Source organism: Angustibacter speluncae (assembly GCF_054777815.1).
Genome location: NZ_BAAHAF010000127.1, coordinates 1 through 17,978, shown reverse-complemented (window position 1 = coordinate 17,978; position 17,978 = coordinate 1). Strand labels below are relative to the sequence as shown.

Sequence of the window (17,978 nt, the reverse complement as noted above, 5' to 3'; positions counted from 1 at the left end):
GCACCACCGCGCGCCCGCGGCGCGCCAGCACGGCCCAGCCGTCCGCGACGGGGCGGGTGAGCGCCAGGGCGTCCGCCACCGCGGCGAGGCGCTCGTCGTTCCCGGGCTGGGTCACCGGACCCCCGACGGGGAGCAGGACCCCCGCGGCGGCCAGCAGCGCGACCAGGTGGTCGGCGCGGTCGGCGGGGACGTCCCAGCACGCGGCCTGGGCGTGCAGGTGGCGGCGGTCGGGCAGACCCTCCTCGAGCGCGACCAGCAGCCGCTCGTCGCCGGCCGTCAGGCCGTCGAGCACGAGGGCGCGGTCGGGCTGCAGACCGACCTGCAGACGGCCGGGGGCGCGCCAGGCGCGGGCCAGGCCGGGACGCAGCCGGAACTCCATGGCCGGATGCTGCCAGGTGGAGGCGTTCGGTGTCGTTTGCCGTCCACAGGCACGTCGGTGCGCGGAGGGTGGACGTGCGGACGGCCGGCACGCACCGAGGTGCGTACCGGCCGTCGAGGCTCGCGGGGCGGGACCCCGCTCAGGCCGTGAGGATCAGGCCTTGCCGAGGATGCGGTTCAGGTTGGTGCCGCAGACCGGGCACTTCCCCTTCGCCATGCGGCGGCCGTTCGTCTCGACGACGTTCCCCTCGGCCTCGCGCTTCTCCTTGCACTTGACGCAGTAGAAATCGCCCTTCCAGGTCTCAGCCATGGGGCACGCTCCTTCGTTCTCTCCGGGTGTCCTGGTCCGGCGCGGCGGTGCGCTCCGCCGGTTGCGGACGCTGCCCGTCCGGCCGGGGGTTGGTCTCACCCTGGGCCAGGATCGCCGTCCACCCTAGCCGAGCACGGGCTGAGCACGAATCGAGCACGCCCGCCGGGCGCGTCGCGGGGTGTGGCAGGGTGCCCGCCGTGACCTCGCAGAACCCGGACCTGGAGCACCTGCGGCTCGAGCGGCACGACGACGGCGTCGCCGTCCTCACCCTCGACCTGCCCGAGCGCCGCAACATGATGGACGCCGCGATGACGGCGTCGTGGGTGCGCGCGGTGGCCGCCCTGCGCGCCGACCCCGGGGTGCGCTGCGTCGTGGTCACCGGCGAGGGCACGGCGTTCTGCTCCGGCGGCGACACCTCCTGGATCGGCAGCGGCGCCGACGCCGGGGTCGACGGCCTGCGCGCGCGGATGCACGCCTTCTACTCGGACTGGCTGCAGCTGCGCTCGCTCGACGTGCCCACCGTCGCGGCGGTGAACGGCGCCGCGATCGGTGCCGGCCTCGCCCTCGCGCTCGCGTGCGACCTGCGGGTGGTGGCGACCGACGCGCGCCTCGGCGTCCCGTTCACCGCGCTCGGGATGCACCCGGGCATGGCGACCACCTGGTCGCTGCCCGAGGTGGCCGGGATGCAGGTGGCGCGCGACCTGCTGCTGACCGGCCGCCTCGTCGACGGCGAGGAGGCGGTGCGCCTCGGGCTGGCGCTGCGCGCCGTCCCGGCGTCCGAGGTGCTGGACGACGCGCTCGCGACCGCGCGGACGATCGCGTCGCGGGCGCCGGTCGCCACCCGGCTCACCACCCGCGCGCTGCGCGCGGGCGGCCACGCCGACCACGAGAGCGCGCTCGCCTGGGAGGCGCTCGCGCAGGCGGTCACCCTCGCCAGCGACGACCTGCAGGAGGGGCTGGCCGCCCAGCGCGAGCGGCGCGCCCCGCGGTTCACGGGCCGCTGACCGCTGCGCCCGCGGTCAGCGGGCGAACCAGGGCTGGCCGCCCGGGTCCTGCTCGAGGGCGCGGGTGACCCGCTCGGTGTTGCGCGCGTCGAGCGGCGGCAGGTCGTCGAGCGCGAACCAGCGCACGTCGACGTTCTCGTCGTCGGCCACGTGCGCCTCGCCGGACCGCCACGCGCACAGGAAGGTCAGGTCGAGGTAGCGGGCGCGGTCGCCGTTCGGGTAGCTGATCGGGTCCTGGGCGACCACGTCGACGAGCGACAGCACCTCGACCTCGACGCCGGTCTCCTCGCGCAGCTCGCGCACCACGGCGGGCGCCGGCTGCTCGCCGGGCTCGAGGATGCCCGACGGGACGGTCCACCGGCCGCCGGGACGCTGGGTGAGCAGCACCCGGTGCTCGTGCAGCACCACGGCGCTCACGCCGGACAGCCACAGCAGGTCGGTGCCCACCTTGCGGCGCAGGTCGGCGACGAACTCGGGGATCGGCACGCGGGCCAGCCTAGGGACGTGCCCGGGCAGCACGAAGCCCCCGCCGCTGGGCGGACCGGCTTCCCCTCCGGACCACCCCGTGACCGGGGGCTTCGTCGTGCCAGAACCTAGGGCCGCCGCGGAGAGCGCGTCAACCCGGGCCGGGCGGGTCCGTGCGCGGCGCCGCGGAACCGTCGGGAGCGGCGTCTACGGTGTGCTGATGGAGCACGTGGAGGTGCGTCGCAGCAGGCGTCGCCGCCGCAGCGTCACCGCCTTCCGCGAGGGCGACACGGTGGTGGTGTCGATCCCCGCGCGCTTCACCCGCGCCGAGGAGCGCGAGTGGGTGGCGCTGATGACGCGCCGCCTGGCCGAGAAGGAGCGCCGGCGCCGTCCGAGCGACGAGGCGCTGCTGGCCCGGGCCACCGCGCTGTCCCGCGCCCACCTCGGCGGGCTGGCCGTCCCGAGCAGCGTCCGCTGGGTCTCGAACCAGCGCACCCGGTGGGGCTCGTGCACCCCGGCCGACGGGTCGATCCGCATCTCCGACCGGGTGAAGGGCGCCCCCGAGTACGTGCTCGACTACGTGCTGCTGCACGAGCTGGCGCACCTGCTCGAGGCCGGGCACGGCCCGGCGTTCTGGCGGCTGCTCGAGGCCTACCCGCGCACCGAGCGCGCCCGCGGCTACCTCGAGGGCCTGGCGGCCGGGCGCGACCTGCCGTCGACCGAGGAGGGAGACGACGTGGTCGACCCGGACGAGGTCGACCCGGACGAGGTCGAGGCGGTCGAGGTCGAGGCGGTCGAGGTCGAGGCGGTCGCCGGCGAGGACTAGTCGAGGGGGTCCGCCCGTCCGGGCAGGTGCTCGAAGACCAGGTTGGTCTCGGTGTGGCCGACGGCCGGGTGACCGGTCAGGTGGTCGACGACGAACCGGCGCAGGTCGTCGGCGTCGGCGACCGCTACGTGCAGCAGGTAGTCGTCCTTGCCCGAGACGTGGAACAGCGCGAGCACGCCCGGCAGCCGCGGCACCTCGGCGCGGAACGCCTGCACCTGCTCCTTGACGTGGGCGCGCATCCGCACCGCGATGATCGCCTGCAGCGGACGTCCGACCCGGGCCAGGTCGACGTCGGCGTGCACGCCGCGCAGCACGCCGCGGCGCTGCAGCTCGCGCACCCGCAGCAGGCAGGTCGAGGGCGCGACCCCGGCGGCCGCGGCGAGGGCCTGGTTGGTCTGCCGGCCGTCGCGCCGCAGCTCGCGCACCAGCACGGTGTCGACGTCGTCGAGGACGGGCGCGCGGTCGTTCGGCGCGGACGCGCGTGCGGACGGTGCCACCGGTGGCTCCTTCGACGATCGGCCAGGTTGCCGAAGATCCTACGGCCCTGGGCCTCGCGGACGCGTCGGTGCTGCACAGTCGCCGCATGATCGCTCCCGACCCCGCCCTGTCGACCCGCGCGGTGCACGCCGGCCGCGCCGACCTGCGCGACCTGGGGGTGCACGCGCTGCCGATCGACCTGTCGACGACCTACCCGCTGCCCGACGTGCAGGCCGGCGGCGACAGCTACGAGCGGCTCGCCGGCGGCGAGGACCTCGCGCCGGGCGCGTCCCCGGTCTACGCCCGGCTGTGGAACCCGACCGTCGCGCGGTTCGAGGACGCCGTCGCCGACCTCGAGGGCGGTGCCGGCGCCGTCGCCTACGGCACCGGCATGGCGGCGCTGTCGGCGGTCCTGGTCGCGGCCGGCCAGGACGAGCGCGCGCGCGGCGGCGAGGCAGCCCACGTGGTCGCCGTCCGCCCGCTGTACGGCGGCTCGGACCACCTGCTCGCCACCGACCTGCTGGGCACCCGGGTCACCTTCACCGACCCGCGGGGCTGCCCGCTCGAGGGGCTGGTCGCCGCGCTGCGGCCCAGCACGCGGGTGGTGCTCGTGGAGACGCCGGCCAACCCGACCCTGGAGCTGGTCGACCTCGAGGCGCTGGTGGCGGTCGTGCGCGAGCACGCCCCCGGCGCGCTGGTGGCGGTCGACAACACCTTCGCGACCCCGGTGCTGCAGCAGCCGGTGCGGCACGGCGCCGACCTGGTGCTGCACTCGGCGACCAAGTTCCTCGGTGGCCACGGCGACGCGATGGGCGGGGTGGTCGTGGTCGCACCGGGTCGCGAGCAGGTGCTGGCGCGGCTGCGGACCGTGCGCGCCCTCACCGGCGCCCTGCTGCACCCGATGGGTGCCTACCTGCTGCACCGCGGCCTGGCGACCCTGCCGCTGCGGGTGCGCGAGCAGCAGGCCACGGCCACCCACCTCGCCGCCGCGCTCGCCGACCACCCGGCGGTCGAGGCCGTCCACCACCCGTCGGTGCCGGGACGCGACCCGCACGGGCTGGTCGGCACCCAGCTGGCCGGGCCCGGGTCGGTGCTGGCGGTGCGGGTCGCCGGCGGGCTCGACGCCGCCGCGCGGGTGGCGTCGTCGCTGCGGCTCCTCACGCACGCGGTCTCGCTCGGCGGGGTCGACTCGCTGGTGCAGCACCCCGCCGCGCTCACGCACCGCCCGGTGCAGGGCGACGCGCGTCCCGACCCGGGACTGCTGCGGCTCTCGGTCGGGCTCGAGGACGTGCACGACCTGCTCGCCGACTGGCTGCGGGCGCTCGACCAGGTGGTGCCGCGGTCCCGGCGTCCTGACGGGGCGGGCGCGCACTCCACGGGGCGCGCCCACCACGTTCAGTCGGTGGTCGCCACCTGAACGTGGCGGGCGAGGGCGGCACGGGCAAGGGCCAGCGCGTGCACCAGGTCGGGCACGGCGCCGGGCGGCAGCGCGTCGACGGGCCACCACGCCACGTCGTGGCTCTCCTCGCTCACCAGCGGCTGCGCGTCCGCGGGGGCGACGGCCAGGTAGCGCACGTCGAGGTGCTCGCGGCAGCGCCCGAAGGCCGACGACAGCGCGTGCCGGTCGAGCTGCACCGGGTCGGCCGCGACCTCCAGCCCGTCGACGCCGAGCTCCTCGCGGGCCTCCCTTGCCGCCGCGTCGCGCAGGGTCGCGTCGCCGGCCTCGAGGTGCCCTCCCGGCTGCACCCAGAAGCCGCCCTTCGCGTGGTGCACGAGCAGCGTCCGGTCGCCCGCGGGGTCGAGCACCAGGCACGAGGCGGTCAGGTGCTCCGGCGGCCCGGCCTTCCACACCGCGTCCGCGTGCGCGGCGAGCTGGTCGAGGTAGCCCGCCCGCAGCCGCTCCTGGCGGTCGTCGGGCGCCGTCCAGGTCGACAGCACCCGGACGGCGTCGTCGTGCAGGCTCACGCCTGCTCGGAGCCGCCGTCGAGCAGCTCGCGCAGCGCGTCGTCCATCTCGGTCGAGGCCTGCCGCCGCTCGGCCCACCCCTCGGCGTAGCCGATCGGGTCGTCGAGGTCGTCGGTGCCCGGCACCAGGTCGGGGTGGTCCCACACCTCGTCGCGGGCGGCCAGGCCGTGCTGGGCCTCGAGCGCGCCCCACAGGGCGGCGGCCTCGCGGAGCCGGCGGGGCCGCAGCTCGAGCCCGACGAGGGTCGCGAGCACGTGCTCGGCCGGGCCGCCGACCGCGCGGCGGCGCCGGACCGCCTCGCGCAGGCGGGCGGTCGACGGCAGCTGACCGCGCGCGGCCGCGTCGGTGACCTGGTCGACCCAGCCCTCGACGAGGGCCAGGGTGGTCTCGAGCCGGGTGAGGACGGCCTGCTGCGCCGGCGTGCGCTCCGGCTCGAACAGGCCGCCGGAGATCGCCTGCTGCAGGGCCTGCGGGTCGTTCGGGTCGACCGAGCGCACCGCCTGCTCGAGCGCGCCGGCGTCGATCTCGATGCCCGCGGCGAACTCCTGGACGGCGGTCAGCAGCCGCGCCCGCAGCCACCCCGCGTGGCCGAACAGCCGGGCGTGCGCGACCTCGCGCAGCGCGAGGTACAGCCGCACCTCCTCGACCGGCACGTCGAGCCCCTCGCCGAACGCCGTCACGTTGGACGGGAGCAGCGCGGTGCTGCCCGCCGGGCTGAGCGGCAGGCCGATGTCGAACCCGCTCACCACCTCGCCCGCGAGCGTGCCCACCGCCTGGCCGAGCTGGACGCCGAACAGCGACCCGCCGATCCGCTCGACCATCGAGCCGGCCTGGCCCATGAGCGCGCGGACGTGGTCGGGCACCTCCGCTCCGAGCGAGCCCATCTGGTCGCCCATCTGCTGCTCGAGCGTGCGGGTCATGGCGGCCGCGACCTGCTGCGCGACCGGCAGGCTCAGCTCCTTCCAGACCGGCATCGTCGCCTCGACCCACTCCGAGCGCGACCACGCGCGCTCGGTGGCGCCGGGGGCGGGCAGGGTCGTGACGGGGTCGAGCCACAGCGACGCGAGGCGCAGCGCCTCGACCGCGTGCCGGCGGTCGGTCTCGCCGACGGAGGGGTCGCCGCCCGCCTGGACGGCCTTGCGGGCCGTGTCGCGGGCGAGGTCCCAGTTGACCGGGCCGGTGCTCGGCGCCGACATCATCTGCTGCACCTGCGCCATCGCCATCTGCATCTGCGCCGGGTCGATCCGGATGCCGAGGGCGCCGCCGATCTCCTCCTGCAGGCGCTGCAGGTCGGAGGCGTCGAGCTCGCCGGACCCCAGCCTGCGCATCAGCTCGGCGAGCCGGCGCTCCTGGTCGTCGTCGGACCCGCGGTCGTCGAAGTCGCGCTCGTCCACGTCGGTTCCCTGCCTCGCTGTCGGTGACCCTCGGTCTGTACGGGGCGGCGCAGGTGCCCGGACGTGCCACCCGCGCCGAACTGCTGCGCGCCGCCGCTCCACCCTGCACGATGATGGCCCTGCACGAGAACGGCCCGGACCGGGCACCCGCACCGGTCACGACGACAACACCCGGGGAGGCCCCGTGGGTTCCCGGCGCGGCGTTCGCTCTCGGCGCAGCCGCGGCCTCCTGGCCGTGGCCGTCACGAACGCCGCGACCCCGACCGGCGAGGCCGTGCTCGCGGCGCTCGCCGCCGACCCGCGGGTCGGCGAGGTGCGGGCGGTCGACAGCCGAGCCGGACGCGACCCGCAGGCGTCCTGGCGGCTCGCCGACCCCGCCGACCCGGGCGTGGTCGAGCACCTGCGCGGCGTCGACGCGGTCGTGCACCTCAGCCCCGGCGACGACCTCGAGGCCGCGCTGCGGCTCGGGCCGCAGCGGCGCGCCTGGGTGCTGCGTGCGGCGCAGGCGGTGACCACGGCGGCCGCCGCCGCCGGCGCCGAGCACCTGGTCGTGGTCACCTCGGCGATGGTGCACGGGGCCGAGGCCGGCGCTCCCGTCCCCGTCCCCGAGGACGCCCCGCTGCAGACCCGGCCCGACGACGGCGTCGTGGGCGACCTGCTCGAGGTCGAGGCGGTGGCCGCCCGCGCCCGCAGCGCCCACCCGGGGCTGCTGGTCACCTGCGTGCGGCCGGCCGCCCTGGTCGGTCCGGGGGTCGACACCGTCCTCACCCGCCACTTCGAGGCGCCGCGCCTGCTGGTGCTGCGCGACGACGCGATGGCGTGGCAGTTCTGCCACGTCGACGACCTGGCCTCGGCCGTGGCGCTCGCCGTCGTCGAGCGGCTGGAGGGGCCGCTGACCGTCGGATCGCCGGGGTCGATGAACACCCGCACCGTCGAGCAGCTGAGCGGCATGCGCCGGGTCGAGCTGCCCTCGACCCTCGCGTTCGCCACCGCCGAGCGGCTGCACCGGGTCGGCGTGCTGCCGATGCCGGCGGCCGACCTGTCCTACGTCGTCCACCCGTGGGTGGTGGGCTCGCAGCGGCTCCGGGGGGCCGGCTGGACGCCCGCGAACGACAACGAGACCTGCCTCGGCGTCCTGCTCGAGCAGGTGCGCGGGCGGCGCGCGCTCGCCCTCCGCCGGGTCGACCGCGTCGATGCCGTGGTGGGGGCCGCGAGCGCCGCGGTGGCGGTCGTCGGCACCGCCGCGCTGTGGCGGCAGGCCAGGGCGCGGCGCCGGCGCTGAGCGTCCCGGCGGACGGTGCGGGTGCTCGCCCGCTTAGGCTGGGCGCACCGCGGCGCCGGAACTTCCCGTCCGCCGGCACCGTTCGCAGGGCACCGCCGCACGGTCGGCGGCAGCACGAGTTGGAGGACCAGTGAGCACCCCACCGCCCGGGCCCTGGCCCGGGCCCGCCGTGCCCACCGGTCCCGGCGCGCCCCTCGCCTCCGTCGCGTCGACGACCGACGGCACCGACCCGCGACCGCCCGACCTGACCACGCACCCGCACGGTCCCGCCGGGCACCCGGACGGCCCGTACAGCGGCTCCACCCCGCCCGCGCCGCGGATGGACCAGCGCACCTGGGCGATGGTGCTGGCCGGCGTCGCTGCCGTCGTGCTGCTCGCGGTCGTCTCGCTGCTGCCGATGCCCTACGCGCTGATGCGGCCGGGCCCCGTCGTCGACGTGCTGTCGGCCCCCGACGGCACCCCGCTCATCACCGTGCAGGACCGCGAGACCTACGAGACCTCCGGCAGCCTCGACCTGCTGACCGTGCGGGTCGAGGGCGGCCCGGGCACGCGGGTCAGCGTCTGGCAGGTCGTGCGCGGCTGGCTCGACCCGGCCGTGGCCGTGCGTCCCACCGAGGAGCTGTTCCCGCCGGCGGTGAGCCAGGAGGACGTCGACCAGCAGAACGCCCAGGAGATGGTGACCTCGCAGGAGACCGCGACGGTCGCCGCGATGGACGAGCTCGGGATCCAGGTGCCCACGACGCTGACCGTCGCGGGCTTCACCGACGGGTCCGGCGCCGAGGGCGTGCTCCGGGACGGCGACGTCGTCACGTCCGTGCAGGGCGCGCCCGTCGTCGACCTGCCCGAGCTGCGCGACCTGCTGCAGGAGGTCGAGCCGGGCGGCGACGTCACCATCGGCTACACCCGCGGCGGCGCCCCGGCGGAGGCGACCTTCCCCACCAGCGAGGCCGACGGCCGCACCGTGATGGGCGTGTTCATCGACCCCACCTACGAGCTGCCGTTCGAGGTCTCGATCCGGATCGAGGACATCGGCGGCCCCAGCGCCGGGATGATCTTCGCCCTCGGCATCGTCGACAAGCTCACCCCGGGCGAGATGACCGGCGGCGAGCGCATCGCCGGCACCGGGACGATGGACTCCGACGGCACGGTCGGCCCCATCGGCGGCATCCAGCAGAAGCTCGTCGGCGCGGACGACGCCGGTGCCGACTGGTTCCTCGCCCCCGCGGCCAACTGCGACGAGGTCGTCGGCCACGTGCCGGACGGGCTGCGGGTGGTGCGGGTCGAGACCCTCGAGGACGCCCGCGCCGCCGTCGAGGCGATCGGGAGCAAGGACCGCACCGCGGTCGCCGACCTGCCGACCTGCACCGGGTGAGGCCGGTGACGGCGGGTCAGCGGGGGGTCGGTCAGCGCAGGGTGTCGAGCAGCGCCGCGACCAGCCCCGGCGCGACGTCGGCGCCGGTGCCCACCGCCGCGTCGTCGTCGGCCGCGCGCGTGCGAACGGCGCACGACGACGTGCCGTCGCGCAGGACGCCGACGGCGAGCCGCACGTCCTGGCGCTGCGGGTGGGCCAGCAGCACCGCCAGCGCCGCGTCCGGGTCGTCGGGCAGGTCGCGCTCGGCCTCCGGCGGCACCACGAAGCGCTCGACCACCACGGCCGCGCCGTGCACGGCGGGCGGCCACGAGATGCGTCCGAGCACGTCCTCGATCGTCGCGCCCTCGGGCAGGCCCTCCTGCTCGATCGAGGTGATGCTCGTGGGGTCCTCGTCGGCCGTTGCCACCAGGTCGGGCGGCAGCTGGTCGCGCAGCGCCGGGTCGTCGGCCATCGCCTGCGCGGTGCGGATCAGCGCGAAGACCCGCAGCGGGCCGTCCCACCCGCCCCGGGCCACGTGGCGCTCGAGCTCGCGCACGGCGCGGTCGAGCGGGCTCCCCGCCGGGGTCGCGGGGGCGCTCTGGTCGCTGTCGTCCGGCACCCGTCGATCCTGGCACGCGGGGCAGCCCGGCCCACCGGCCGCCACCCCGCAGCACGACCCGGCCGCCGCCCCAGGCGTCCGCCTCCCCGCTCGTCCGCCCGTCCCCGACGCATCGAAGGTGACCCGCTCGTGAGCTTCGCCGCACCACCCCGCCCGGCCCGCCCGGCCCGTCCGCCCGGTCGCCGCTCGCCCCTGGTGGGCACGCTGGTGATCCTCGGTGCGCTCGTGCTGCTGCTGTCGCTGGTGGCGGGCATCTGGACCGACGTGCTCTGGTACGACCAGCTCGGCTTCCGCGGCATCTACACCGCCAAGATCACCTGGCAGGTGGCGCTGTTCGTCGGCGGCGGGCTCGTCATGGCGGCGGCCGTGGCGTCCAGCCTGCTGATCGGGTACCGCTCGCGGCCGGTGTACGCGCCGGTCGACGAGGAGCAGGCGGGTCTCGACCGCTACCGCGAGAGCCTGGAGCCCCTGCGCCGGCTGGTGCTGGTCGCGCTGCCCGGCGGCCTGGCGCTGTTCGCCGGCTCGGCGATGGCGCAGCAGTGGCAGACCGTGCTGCTGTTCCTCAACCGGCAGCCGTTCGGCGAGCAGGACGCCCAGTTCGGCATGGACGTCGGCTTCTACGTGTTCACGCTGCCGTTCCTGCGGATGCTCACCGGGTTCGCCGTCGCGGTGCTGGTGCTCGCGCTGCTGAGCGCGATCGCGACCCACTACCTCTACGGGGGCATCCGGCTGCAGGCACGTGGTGGCTCGCGCACGACGGTGGCCGCCCGGCGCCACATCAGCGTGCTGGCCGCGGCGCTGCTGCTGGTGCAGGCGGCCTCGTACTGGCTCGACCGCTACGCGCTGCTGTCGGTCGACGGCGAGCTCATCACCGGCGCGTCGTACACCGGCGTGAACGCCGTCATCCCGGCCAAGACGATCCTGGCGATGATCGCGATCACGGTGGCGCTGCTGTTCCTGGTGCCGCTGTTCTCCCGCGCCGGCTGGCGCATCCCGCTCTACGGCCTGGTGCTGATGATCGTCGCCGCCGTCGGCCTGAGCGCGATCTACCCGGCGCTGGTGCAGTGGTTCACCGTCCGGCCGAGCCTGCAGACCAAGGAGTCGCCCTACCTCGAGCGCAACATCGAGGCGACGAGGGCGGCGTACGGGCTCGACGGCGTCGAGGTGCAGCGCTACGAGCCGTCCGAGGCTGGTGGCGAGGTGGGCGGTCTGGCGCAGGACGCGCAGACGGCGGCCAGCATCCGCCTGCTCGACCCTGCGGTGGTGAGCCCCACCTACCGGCAGTTCCAGCGCAACAAGCAGTACTACAACTTCCCCGAGTCGCTCGACGTCGACCGGTACGAGATCGACGGTGAGGTGCGCGACGTCGTCATCGCGGTGCGCGAGCTCGACCTCGGCGGGCTCGAGCCGCGCCAGCGCAACTGGGTCAACGACCACACCGTGTTCACCCACGGGTTCGGTGTGGTCGCCGCCTACGGCAACGAGCGCGCGGTGAACGGCGAGCCTGCCTTCTTCCAGTCCGGCATCCCCTCGTCCGGCCCGCTCGGCGACTTCGAGCAGCGCATCTACTTCGGCGAGATGTCGCACCAGTTCTCGATCGTCGGAGGCGCCGACGGCGGGGAGCAGCGAGAGCTCGACTACCCGACCGACGAGGGCGACGGCTCCGCGCAGCAGAACTACACCTTCACCGGCGACGGCGGGCCGAGCATCGGCGACGGCTTCACCCGGCTGCTGTACGCGATCAAGTTCCGCGACCAGAACATCGTGCTCTCCGACACGGTGAACGCCGACTCCCAGATCCTGTACGACCGCACGCCGCGCGAGCGGGTCGAGAAGGTGGCGCCGTTCCTCACCCTCGACGGCGACCCCTACCCCGCGGTCGTCGACGGCCGGGTGAAGTGGATCGTCGACGGCTACACGACGACCAACGCCTACCCGTACTCCGACCTGCAGCCGCTCGAGGACGCCACCGCGGACCGGCTCACCCAGACCTCGTCCGCGGTCGTCGCGGCGCAGGGCGAGGTCAACTACATCCGCAACTCGGTCAAGGCCACGGTCGACGCCTACGACGGCAGCGTCGACCTGTACGCGTGGGACGAGGAGGACCCGATCCTCAAGGCCTGGCGCTCGGCGTTCCCCGGTGCGGTGCAGCCGATGTCGGAGATCGACAGCGACCTGATGAGCCACCTGCGCTACCCCGAGGACCTGTTCAAGGTGCAGCGCGAGGTGCTCGGCCGGTACCACGTCACCGACCCGGGGGAGTTCTTCTCCGGCCAGGACCGCTGGCAGGTGGCCAAGGAGCCGACGACCCGCACGGGCCAGAACGACGCCCGGGCCGACGCGAAGCAGCCGCCGTACTACCTGACGCTGCAGATGCCGTCGCAGGACTCGCCGTCGTTCTCCCTGACGTCGAGCTACATCCCGCAGGCGACGCAGCAGAACAACTCGTCGGTGCTGACGGGCTTCCTCGCCGTCGACGCCGACGCCGGCACCACCGCGGGCGAACGGGCCGAGGGCTACGGGCAGCTGCGCCTGCTCCAGATGCCCCGCAACACGGCGATCCCCGGACCGGGGCAGGTGCAGGCGGACTTCAACTCCGAACCGAACGTGCAGTTCGACCTGAACCGCCTGCGCGACGGCAACTCCGACGTCGTGCTCGGCAACCTGCTGACGCTGCCGGTCGCCGACGGCCTGCTCTACGTGCAGCCGGTGTACGTGCGCTCGACCGAGGGCACGTCGATCCCGTTGCTGCGCAAGGTCCTCGTGGCGTTCGGCGACGACATCGGGTACGCCGACACGCTGCAGGAGGCGCTCGACCAGGTGTTCGGCGGCGACTCGGGTGCCGACACCGGGGACGCCGGCACCCCGCCGGTCGACGGCGAGCCGGGTACGCCGCCCGACGACGGTGCGGGCACGCCGTCCGGCGACGCGCAGCAGCGCCTCGACGAGGCGCTGCAGGCCGCGGGCGAGGCGCTCGCGGAGTCGCGGGAGGCGCTGGCCGCCAACGACTTCGCGGCCTACGGCGACGCGCAGGAGAAGCTGGCCGACGCCATCGAGGCGGCGACGGTCGCGCAGGACGAGATCGCGGGGACTGCCACCACGCCCTGACCTGCACCCGACCGCCGGGGGAGGGCCGTCACGGGACGACCGTGACGGCCCCCTCGGCGGCGCGCGGCACGGCCGCGAACGGGGAGAGCCGGAACCAGCGGGGCAGCTCACGGGCCAGCCGGCCCGGGCCGCGGACCTCGACGCCGCCCTCGCGCAGCGCGGACGCCCACGGCAGGTCGCCGCGCCACCAGCGGGTGAGGTCGCGCAGGCTGCCGGTCACCGTCACGTCGACGTCGTGCCCGGGGTCCTCGTCGCAGACGTCGGTGTCGCCAGGGGTCAGCACGAGCCACCACCGGGCCTTGGTGCTCGGCACGTCCGAGAACACGAACTGCACCACCGTGCGGCCGGGCGGCACGCTCTCCTCCGCCACGTTGCGGTGCACGTCCCACATCAGCAGGTGGGGGTCGAGGTCGGCCTCGCCGAGGTCGCCGATCCACCGCGTGCCCCAGGCGCCCAGCGCCTCGACGACCGGCCGCAGCTCCTGCCCGGCCTCGGTGAGCCGGTAGCGCACGTCGGTCCCGTCGACGACGCGGTCGACCACGCCCGCGCGCACCAGCAGGTGCAGCCGCTTGCTCAGCAGCGCGGGCGACATGCGGGGCAGACCTCGACGGAGGTCGTTGAACCGCTCGCTGCCGATGACGAGCTCGCGCACGAGCAGCAGCGTCCACCGCTCGTCGAGCAGCTCCATGGCCTTCGACACGGGGCAGAACTGGCGGTACGGCGCGCCCACGGCGTCGACGGTAGACCCGCGCCGTCCGCCGGTACAGATCTGGAACTGGGTGTGCCCGTACGTCCTTCGTAGCGTCGTCCACAGCCGGCATCCCGGCGCAGGAGGACGAGGAGAGACAGACCATGACGATCACGGACCAGGCGGACGTCGCCCTGAAGACGAAGCACCGGGCGGTGTGGGCCAGCGGCCGCTACGCCGCCGTCGCCGACGAGGTGATCCCCTCGCTCGGCCCCGAGCTGGTGAAGGCGGTCGGCGTCCGGCCCGGCGAGCGGGTGCTCGACGTGGCGGCCGGCACGGGCAACGCGGCGGTGCCGGCGGCGCAGGCCGGCGCGCGGGTGGTGGCGAGCGACCTGACCCCGGAGCTGCTGGAGCAGGGCCGGGCCGCCCACGGCGAGGGCATCGACTGGCGTGAGGCCGACGCCGAGCACCTGCCGTTCGACGACGGCGAGTTCGACGTCGCCCTGTCGTGCGTCGGCGTGATGTTCGCGCCGCACCACCAGCAGGCGGCGGACGAGCTGGTGCGCGTCGTGCGGCCGGGGGGACGCCTCGGCCTGCTCAGCTGGACGCCGCAGGGGTTCATCGGGCAGCTGTTCGCGACGATGAAGCCGTTCGTCGCGCCCCCGCCGCCCGGCGCCTCCCCGCCGCCGCTGTGGGGCGACGAGGACCACGTCCGCGGCCTGCTCGGCGACCGGGTGAGCGACGTCCGCGCCGTGCGGCGGGACCTGGTGGTCGACCGGTTCGCCACCCCGGAGGAGTTTCGCGACTTCTTCCGCGACCACTACGGCCCGACGCTCAAGGCCTACGAGGCCAACGCCGCCGACCCGGAGCGGACGGCCGCGCTCGACGCCGCGCTGGTCGACCTGGCCCGGCGGCAGCTCGACGGGGGCGCCGCGATGGCGTGGGAGTACCTGCTGCTGACGGCCACCCGCGCCTGAGGTCGTGCTCGACGCGGAGCGGATTTGCCCTGGCGGTCACCGGGACGTAACCTCGTTCCTGCGACGCGGGGTGGAGCAGCTCGGTAGCTCGCTGGGCTCATAACCCAGAGGTCGCAGGTTCAAATCCTGCCCCCGCTACCAACCGAAGGCCCCGGACCACTGGTCCGGGGCCTTCGTGCTGCGCGTGGTCAGGACGCGAAGAAGGCCACCAGGTCGCCGGCGAGCACCTCGGGCACCTCGAGGGCGGCGTAGTGGCCGCCGCGCTCGTGCCGCGTCCACTGCTCGATCCGGTCGTTGTCGCGCTCGGCGAGCACCCGGATGGTCTGGAAGTCGTCGGCGAACACGCTCACGCCGGTGCGCGCGTGGCTGACCCGCGGCTCGGCGGCGGCGCGGGCGTCCTCGAGGTAGCCGCGCGCCATCCCCGCCGCGGCGTTGGCGAACCACGCCACGCTCACCTCGACCAGGACGGTCTCGAGCGGCACGAGCGAGGTGCCGTTGCCGAAGCTCTCGAACAGCTCGGAGTACGCGAGCAGCCCGACCGGGGAGTCGCTGAGCGCGGCGCCGATCGTCTGCGGGCGGGAGGCGTTCATCGTGGTGTAGCCGCCGACCGACTGGAACCACTGCATGTGCTCGAGGCCGGCGTAGTCGCTGGGCTCGAGCCGCTCGAACTCGCTCGGGTCGCCGGACGGGAACGAGAACAGCTGCAGCACGTGCAGCCCCAGGAAGCCCTCCGGCTCCAGGAGCCCCAGCTCGCGGGCGACCATCGCGCCGTGGTCGGAGCCGTGCACGCCGTACCGGTCGTAGCCGAGGCCGCGCATGAGGGCGTCGTACGCGCGGGCGGTGCGGGCCGTCGTCCATCCGGCCGGAGCGGGGTCCGACCAGCCGAAGCCGGGCGCGTCCGGCACGACGACGTCGAACGCGTCCTCGGGGCGGCCGCCGTGCGCGACCGGGTCGACGAGCCGGTCGACCAGGTCGAGGTAGTCGACCGACGAGCCGGGGTACGTGTGCGCGAGCAGCAGGGGGGTCGCACCGGGGTGCGGCGACCGCACGTGCACGAAGTGCAGCCGGGTGCCGTCGACCTCGGCCTCGAAGTGCGGCACCGCGTTGATCCGCTGCTCCACGGCCCGCCAGTCCAGCGCGCGCCAGGCCGCGACGGCCTCGCGCAGGTAGGCGACCGGGGTGCCGTAGGTCCAGTCGTCGCCGGGCGCCGGCTGGGGGAGGCGGGTGCGGTCGAGCCGGTCGTGCAGGTCGGCGAGGTCGGCGTCCGGGACGGCGACGGTGAAGGGGTGGACGGTGAGCTGCTGGTTGCTGGTCATGGCGAGGACGCTAGGAGCCGAATAGGATCGGATGGTTCCGGTTCGATCGACGATCTCCAGGGGGGCGAGGTGGCCGAAGCGGCGCAGCGGCTGCTCGAGCTGCTCACCCTGCTCGGCTCGCGCCCGGGGTGGTCGGCGCCCGAGCTGGCCGAGCGCCTCGGCGTGACCACCCGCACCGTCCGCGCGGACGTGGCACGGCTGCGCGAGCTCGGCTACCCGGTGACGGGTACCCGCGGTGGTGGCGGCGGGTACCGCCTGGGGGCCGGCGGCAGGCTGCCGCCGCTGCTGCTCGACGACGAGGAGGCGGTCGCCGTGGCCGTCGGCCTGCGCGCGGGCACCGGCCTGGCCGGGCTGGAGGACAGCAGCGCCCGCGCGCTGACCAAGCTCGACCAGGTGCTGCCCGCCCGGCTGCGCGGCACCGTCGACGCGCTCGGGTCGACCATCGACCGGGCCCCCGACAACACCGACACCGACGCACCCGACCCCGAGGTGCCGGCCGAGCGGCTGCGGCGGATCGCCGCGGCCATCGCCGACGGCGAGCTGCTGCGGCTCGACCACCACCTGCCGGGGGCCGAGGGGGACGGCGCTGCGCCGCTGCTGGTCGAGCCGGTGCGGCTCGTGCACTGGCAGCGCCGCTGGTACCTCGTCGCCCGCGACGTCGACCGCGCGAGCTGGGAGGTGCTGCGGGTCGACCTGGTCGAGCTGCGGATGCGCACCGGCCGGCGGGTGGCGGCCAGGGCGCAGGTGCCCGGTGGCGACGTCGTCGCGTTCCTCATGCGCACGGTCGCGATCACCGGCTGGACGGTGCGCGCCCGGCTGCACGTGCACGCGCCCGCCGCCGAGGTGCTCGACCGCATCCACCACGCCGTGGGGGTGGTCGAGCCGCGACCGGGCGGCACCTGCGTGCTGTTCACCGGCGCCGACAGCCTCGACACCGTCGCGGCCTACGTGGGCATGCTGCGGTTCGACTTCACCGTCGAGTCGCCGCCCGAGCTCGTCCCGCTGCTCGCGACGATCGCCGACCGCTACCGGCGGGCCGTCGACGCCTCGGGGTAGCGCGCTCAGAGCGCGTCGGCCCACCCGGCCGGCCCGGGCAGGCGGCGGAGCCGGCGGTTGCCGACCAGCAGCACGGCGGCCGCCAGGCAGACCGCGGCGCACACGCCGAGCGTGCCCTGCAGGCCCACCGAGCTCAGGCCGAACCCGGCGACCACCGGGGCCAGCGGCAGCGCGGCCAGGCTCAGCAGGTCGACGGCGCTGCCGGCGCGGCCGAGCAGGGGGCCGGGCACCACGGCCATGAACCAGCCGCCGAGCCCGGCGTTGGCGACGGGGGCGCCGAGGATGCCGAGCCCCATCACCGCCAGCGTGGCCGGGACGCCGTCGACGAACGGGAGCACGGCGAAGGCGACGACGCCGAGCAGCAGCCCGCCCACCACCAGCCGGCCGGTCGGGAACCGGTCGAGCAGCGCCGGTGCCGCCAGCGACCCGAGCAGCATCCCGACGCCGATGGTCGTGGTCACCAGACCGACCGTCGCGAGCGGGGTGCCGTCCTGCTGCAGGTGGTAGACCACGGTCGCGACGGCGGCGTTGACGCCGAGGTTCAGCAGGGTGCCCACCAGCACCGACGTGCGCAGCGCCGGGCGGGCCCACAGCCAGACCAGGCCCTCGCGGGCGGACGCCAGCATCCCGGCGTGCGGGGCGTCGTCCGGTGCGGCGTCCGCACCCGCGCGGGGGTGCAGGTCGGCGCGCAGGCGCGAGGCCGACAGCGCGGCGACCAGGTGGCCCGCGGCGCTCGCGAGCAGCGGCAGCACCGGGCCCGCG

17 protein-coding genes, 1 tRNA gene and 1 pseudogene are annotated in these 17,978 nt (G+C 75.5%); 9 read left to right on the top strand and 10 right to left on the bottom strand.

All coding sequences use genetic code 11. The features are described 5' to 3' along the window. A pseudogene (locus tag ACYVKY_RS15175) lies at positions 1-379 on the bottom strand (hypothetical protein); the annotation flags it as partial. Positions 380-532: 153 nt separating this feature from the next. Then, on the bottom strand, positions 533-688 hold the full coding sequence (locus ACYVKY_RS15170; RefSeq protein ID WP_460435829.1) for a DUF5679 domain-containing protein: 156 nt from the start codon (positions 686-688) through the stop codon (positions 533-535). 197 nt (positions 689-885) lie between these two features. Here ACYVKY_RS15170 and ACYVKY_RS15165 point away from each other — a divergent pair, with 197 nt between their 5' ends. Beyond that, positions 886-1,692 carry an enoyl-CoA hydratase/isomerase family protein gene (locus ACYVKY_RS15165; protein ID WP_460435828.1) on the top strand — a complete coding sequence of 269 codons (807 nt, stop codon included), beginning with the start codon at positions 886-888 and terminating at the stop codon, positions 1,690-1,692. A 15-nt stretch (positions 1,693-1,707) separates the two neighbouring features. On the opposite strand, the gene ACYVKY_RS15160 is transcribed toward ACYVKY_RS15165, so the two are convergent. After that, the gene (locus tag ACYVKY_RS15160) at positions 1,708-2,178 is read right to left on the bottom strand and encodes an NUDIX hydrolase (protein ID WP_460435827.1); all 471 of its coding nucleotides are present in this window, start codon (positions 2,176-2,178) and stop codon (positions 1,708-1,710) included. 199 nt (positions 2,179-2,377) lie between these two features. On the opposite strand from ACYVKY_RS15160, the gene ACYVKY_RS15155 reads away from it, so the two are divergent. Then, complete coding sequence (locus tag ACYVKY_RS15155) at positions 2,378-2,983, top strand: M48 metallopeptidase family protein (protein WP_460435826.1); 606 nt, start codon at positions 2,378-2,380, stop codon at positions 2,981-2,983. Here ACYVKY_RS15155 and ACYVKY_RS15150 read toward each other — a convergent pair. Continuing rightward, on the bottom strand, positions 2,980-3,480 hold the full coding sequence (locus tag ACYVKY_RS15150) for an Lrp/AsnC family transcriptional regulator (protein WP_460435825.1): 501 nt from the start codon (positions 3,478-3,480) through the stop codon (positions 2,980-2,982). The genes ACYVKY_RS15155 and ACYVKY_RS15150 overlap by 4 nt on opposite strands. 86 nt (positions 3,481-3,566) lie before the next feature. Between ACYVKY_RS15150 and ACYVKY_RS15145 the strand changes: the two genes are divergently transcribed. After that, positions 3,567-4,877, top strand: a complete 1,311-nt coding sequence (locus tag ACYVKY_RS15145; RefSeq protein WP_460435824.1) for a trans-sulfuration enzyme family protein — start codon at positions 3,567-3,569, stop codon at positions 4,875-4,877. Here ACYVKY_RS15145 and ACYVKY_RS15140 read toward each other — a convergent pair. Together ACYVKY_RS15140 and ACYVKY_RS15135 are read right to left on the bottom strand one after the other, a co-directional pair. Then, entirely contained in the window at positions 4,856-5,425 is a 570-nt protein-coding gene (locus tag ACYVKY_RS15140; protein ID WP_460435823.1) for an NUDIX hydrolase, read from the bottom strand. The two genes, ACYVKY_RS15145 and ACYVKY_RS15140, sit on opposite strands and share 22 nt — an antisense overlap. After that, positions 5,422-6,819 carry a zinc-dependent metalloprotease gene (locus ACYVKY_RS15135; RefSeq protein ID WP_460435822.1) on the bottom strand — a complete coding sequence of 466 codons (1,398 nt, stop codon included), beginning with the start codon at positions 6,817-6,819 and terminating at the stop codon, positions 5,422-5,424. The genes ACYVKY_RS15140 and ACYVKY_RS15135 overlap by 4 nt, the downstream gene beginning before the upstream one ends. Positions 6,820-7,054: 235 nt before the next feature. On the opposite strand from ACYVKY_RS15135, the gene ACYVKY_RS15130 reads away from it, so the two are divergent. Together ACYVKY_RS15130 and ACYVKY_RS15125 are read left to right on the top strand one after the other, a co-directional pair. Continuing rightward, positions 7,055-8,101, top strand: coding sequence for an NAD-dependent epimerase/dehydratase family protein (locus ACYVKY_RS15130; protein ID WP_460435821.1), 1,047 nt, complete (start codon positions 7,055-7,057; stop codon positions 8,099-8,101). A gap of 130 nt (positions 8,102-8,231) precedes the next feature. Then, on the top strand, positions 8,232-9,473 hold the full coding sequence (locus tag ACYVKY_RS15125; protein ID WP_460435820.1) for a YlbL family protein: 1,242 nt from the start codon (positions 8,232-8,234) through the stop codon (positions 9,471-9,473). Between the two features lie 31 nt (positions 9,474-9,504). Here the strand turns inward: ACYVKY_RS15125 and ACYVKY_RS15120 are convergent, their stop codons facing one another. Next, on the bottom strand, positions 9,505-10,071 hold the full coding sequence (locus ACYVKY_RS15120; protein WP_460435819.1) for a PPA1309 family protein: 567 nt from the start codon (positions 10,069-10,071) through the stop codon (positions 9,505-9,507). 129 nt (positions 10,072-10,200) lie between these two features. Here ACYVKY_RS15120 and ACYVKY_RS15115 point away from each other — a divergent pair, with 129 nt between their 5' ends. After that, the gene (locus ACYVKY_RS15115; RefSeq protein ID WP_460435818.1) at positions 10,201-13,179 is read left to right on the top strand and encodes a UPF0182 family membrane protein; all 2,979 of its coding nucleotides are present in this window, start codon (positions 10,201-10,203) and stop codon (positions 13,177-13,179) included. Between the two features lie 28 nt (positions 13,180-13,207). On the opposite strand, the gene ACYVKY_RS15110 is transcribed toward ACYVKY_RS15115, so the two are convergent. Beyond that, complete coding sequence (locus ACYVKY_RS15110) at positions 13,208-13,909, bottom strand: winged helix-turn-helix transcriptional regulator (RefSeq protein ID WP_460435817.1); 702 nt, start codon at positions 13,907-13,909, stop codon at positions 13,208-13,210. Positions 13,910-14,031: 122 nt separating this feature from the next. On the opposite strand from ACYVKY_RS15110, the gene ACYVKY_RS15105 reads away from it, so the two are divergent. Both ACYVKY_RS15105 and ACYVKY_RS15100 read left to right on the top strand, forming a co-directional pair. After that, positions 14,032-14,844, top strand: coding sequence for a class I SAM-dependent methyltransferase (locus ACYVKY_RS15105; protein ID WP_460435816.1), 813 nt, complete (start codon positions 14,032-14,034; stop codon positions 14,842-14,844). Between the two features lie 64 nt (positions 14,845-14,908). Further along, positions 14,909-14,985, top strand: a tRNA-Met gene (locus ACYVKY_RS15100). A 47-nt stretch (positions 14,986-15,032) separates the two neighbouring features. Here the strand turns inward: ACYVKY_RS15100 and ACYVKY_RS15095 are convergent. Next, positions 15,033-16,160 (bottom strand): epoxide hydrolase family protein, encoded by a 1,128-nt coding sequence (locus ACYVKY_RS15095; protein WP_460435815.1) that lies wholly within the window; start codon positions 16,158-16,160, stop codon positions 15,033-15,035. Between the two features lie 69 nt (positions 16,161-16,229). On the opposite strand from ACYVKY_RS15095, the gene ACYVKY_RS15090 reads away from it, so the two are divergent. Continuing rightward, positions 16,230-17,216 carry a helix-turn-helix transcriptional regulator gene (locus tag ACYVKY_RS15090; protein ID WP_460435814.1) on the top strand — a complete coding sequence of 329 codons (987 nt, stop codon included), beginning with the start codon at positions 16,230-16,232 and terminating at the stop codon, positions 17,214-17,216. A 5-nt stretch (positions 17,217-17,221) separates the two neighbouring features. Here ACYVKY_RS15090 and ACYVKY_RS15085 read toward each other — a convergent pair. Beyond that, positions 17,222-17,978: MFS transporter (locus ACYVKY_RS15085; protein ID WP_460435813.1), on the bottom strand; the 757-nt coding region annotated here is incomplete at its 5' end.

Coding starts and splice junctions, on each gene's coding strand:
- ACYVKY_RS15170 (WP_460435829.1), bottom strand. CDS start 688: ATGGCTGAGACCTGGAAGGGCGATTTCTACTGCGTCAAGTGCAAGGAG.
- ACYVKY_RS15155 (WP_460435826.1), top strand. CDS start 2,378: ATGGAGCACGTGGAGGTGCGTCGCAGCAGGCGTCGCCGCCGCAGCGTC.
- ACYVKY_RS15145 (WP_460435824.1), top strand. CDS start 3,567: ATGATCGCTCCCGACCCCGCCCTGTCGACCCGCGCGGTGCACGCCGGC.
- ACYVKY_RS15105 (WP_460435816.1), top strand. CDS start 14,032: ATGACGATCACGGACCAGGCGGACGTCGCCCTGAAGACGAAGCACCGG.
- ACYVKY_RS15095 (WP_460435815.1), bottom strand. CDS start 16,160: ATGACCAGCAACCAGCAGCTCACCGTCCACCCCTTCACCGTCGCCGTC.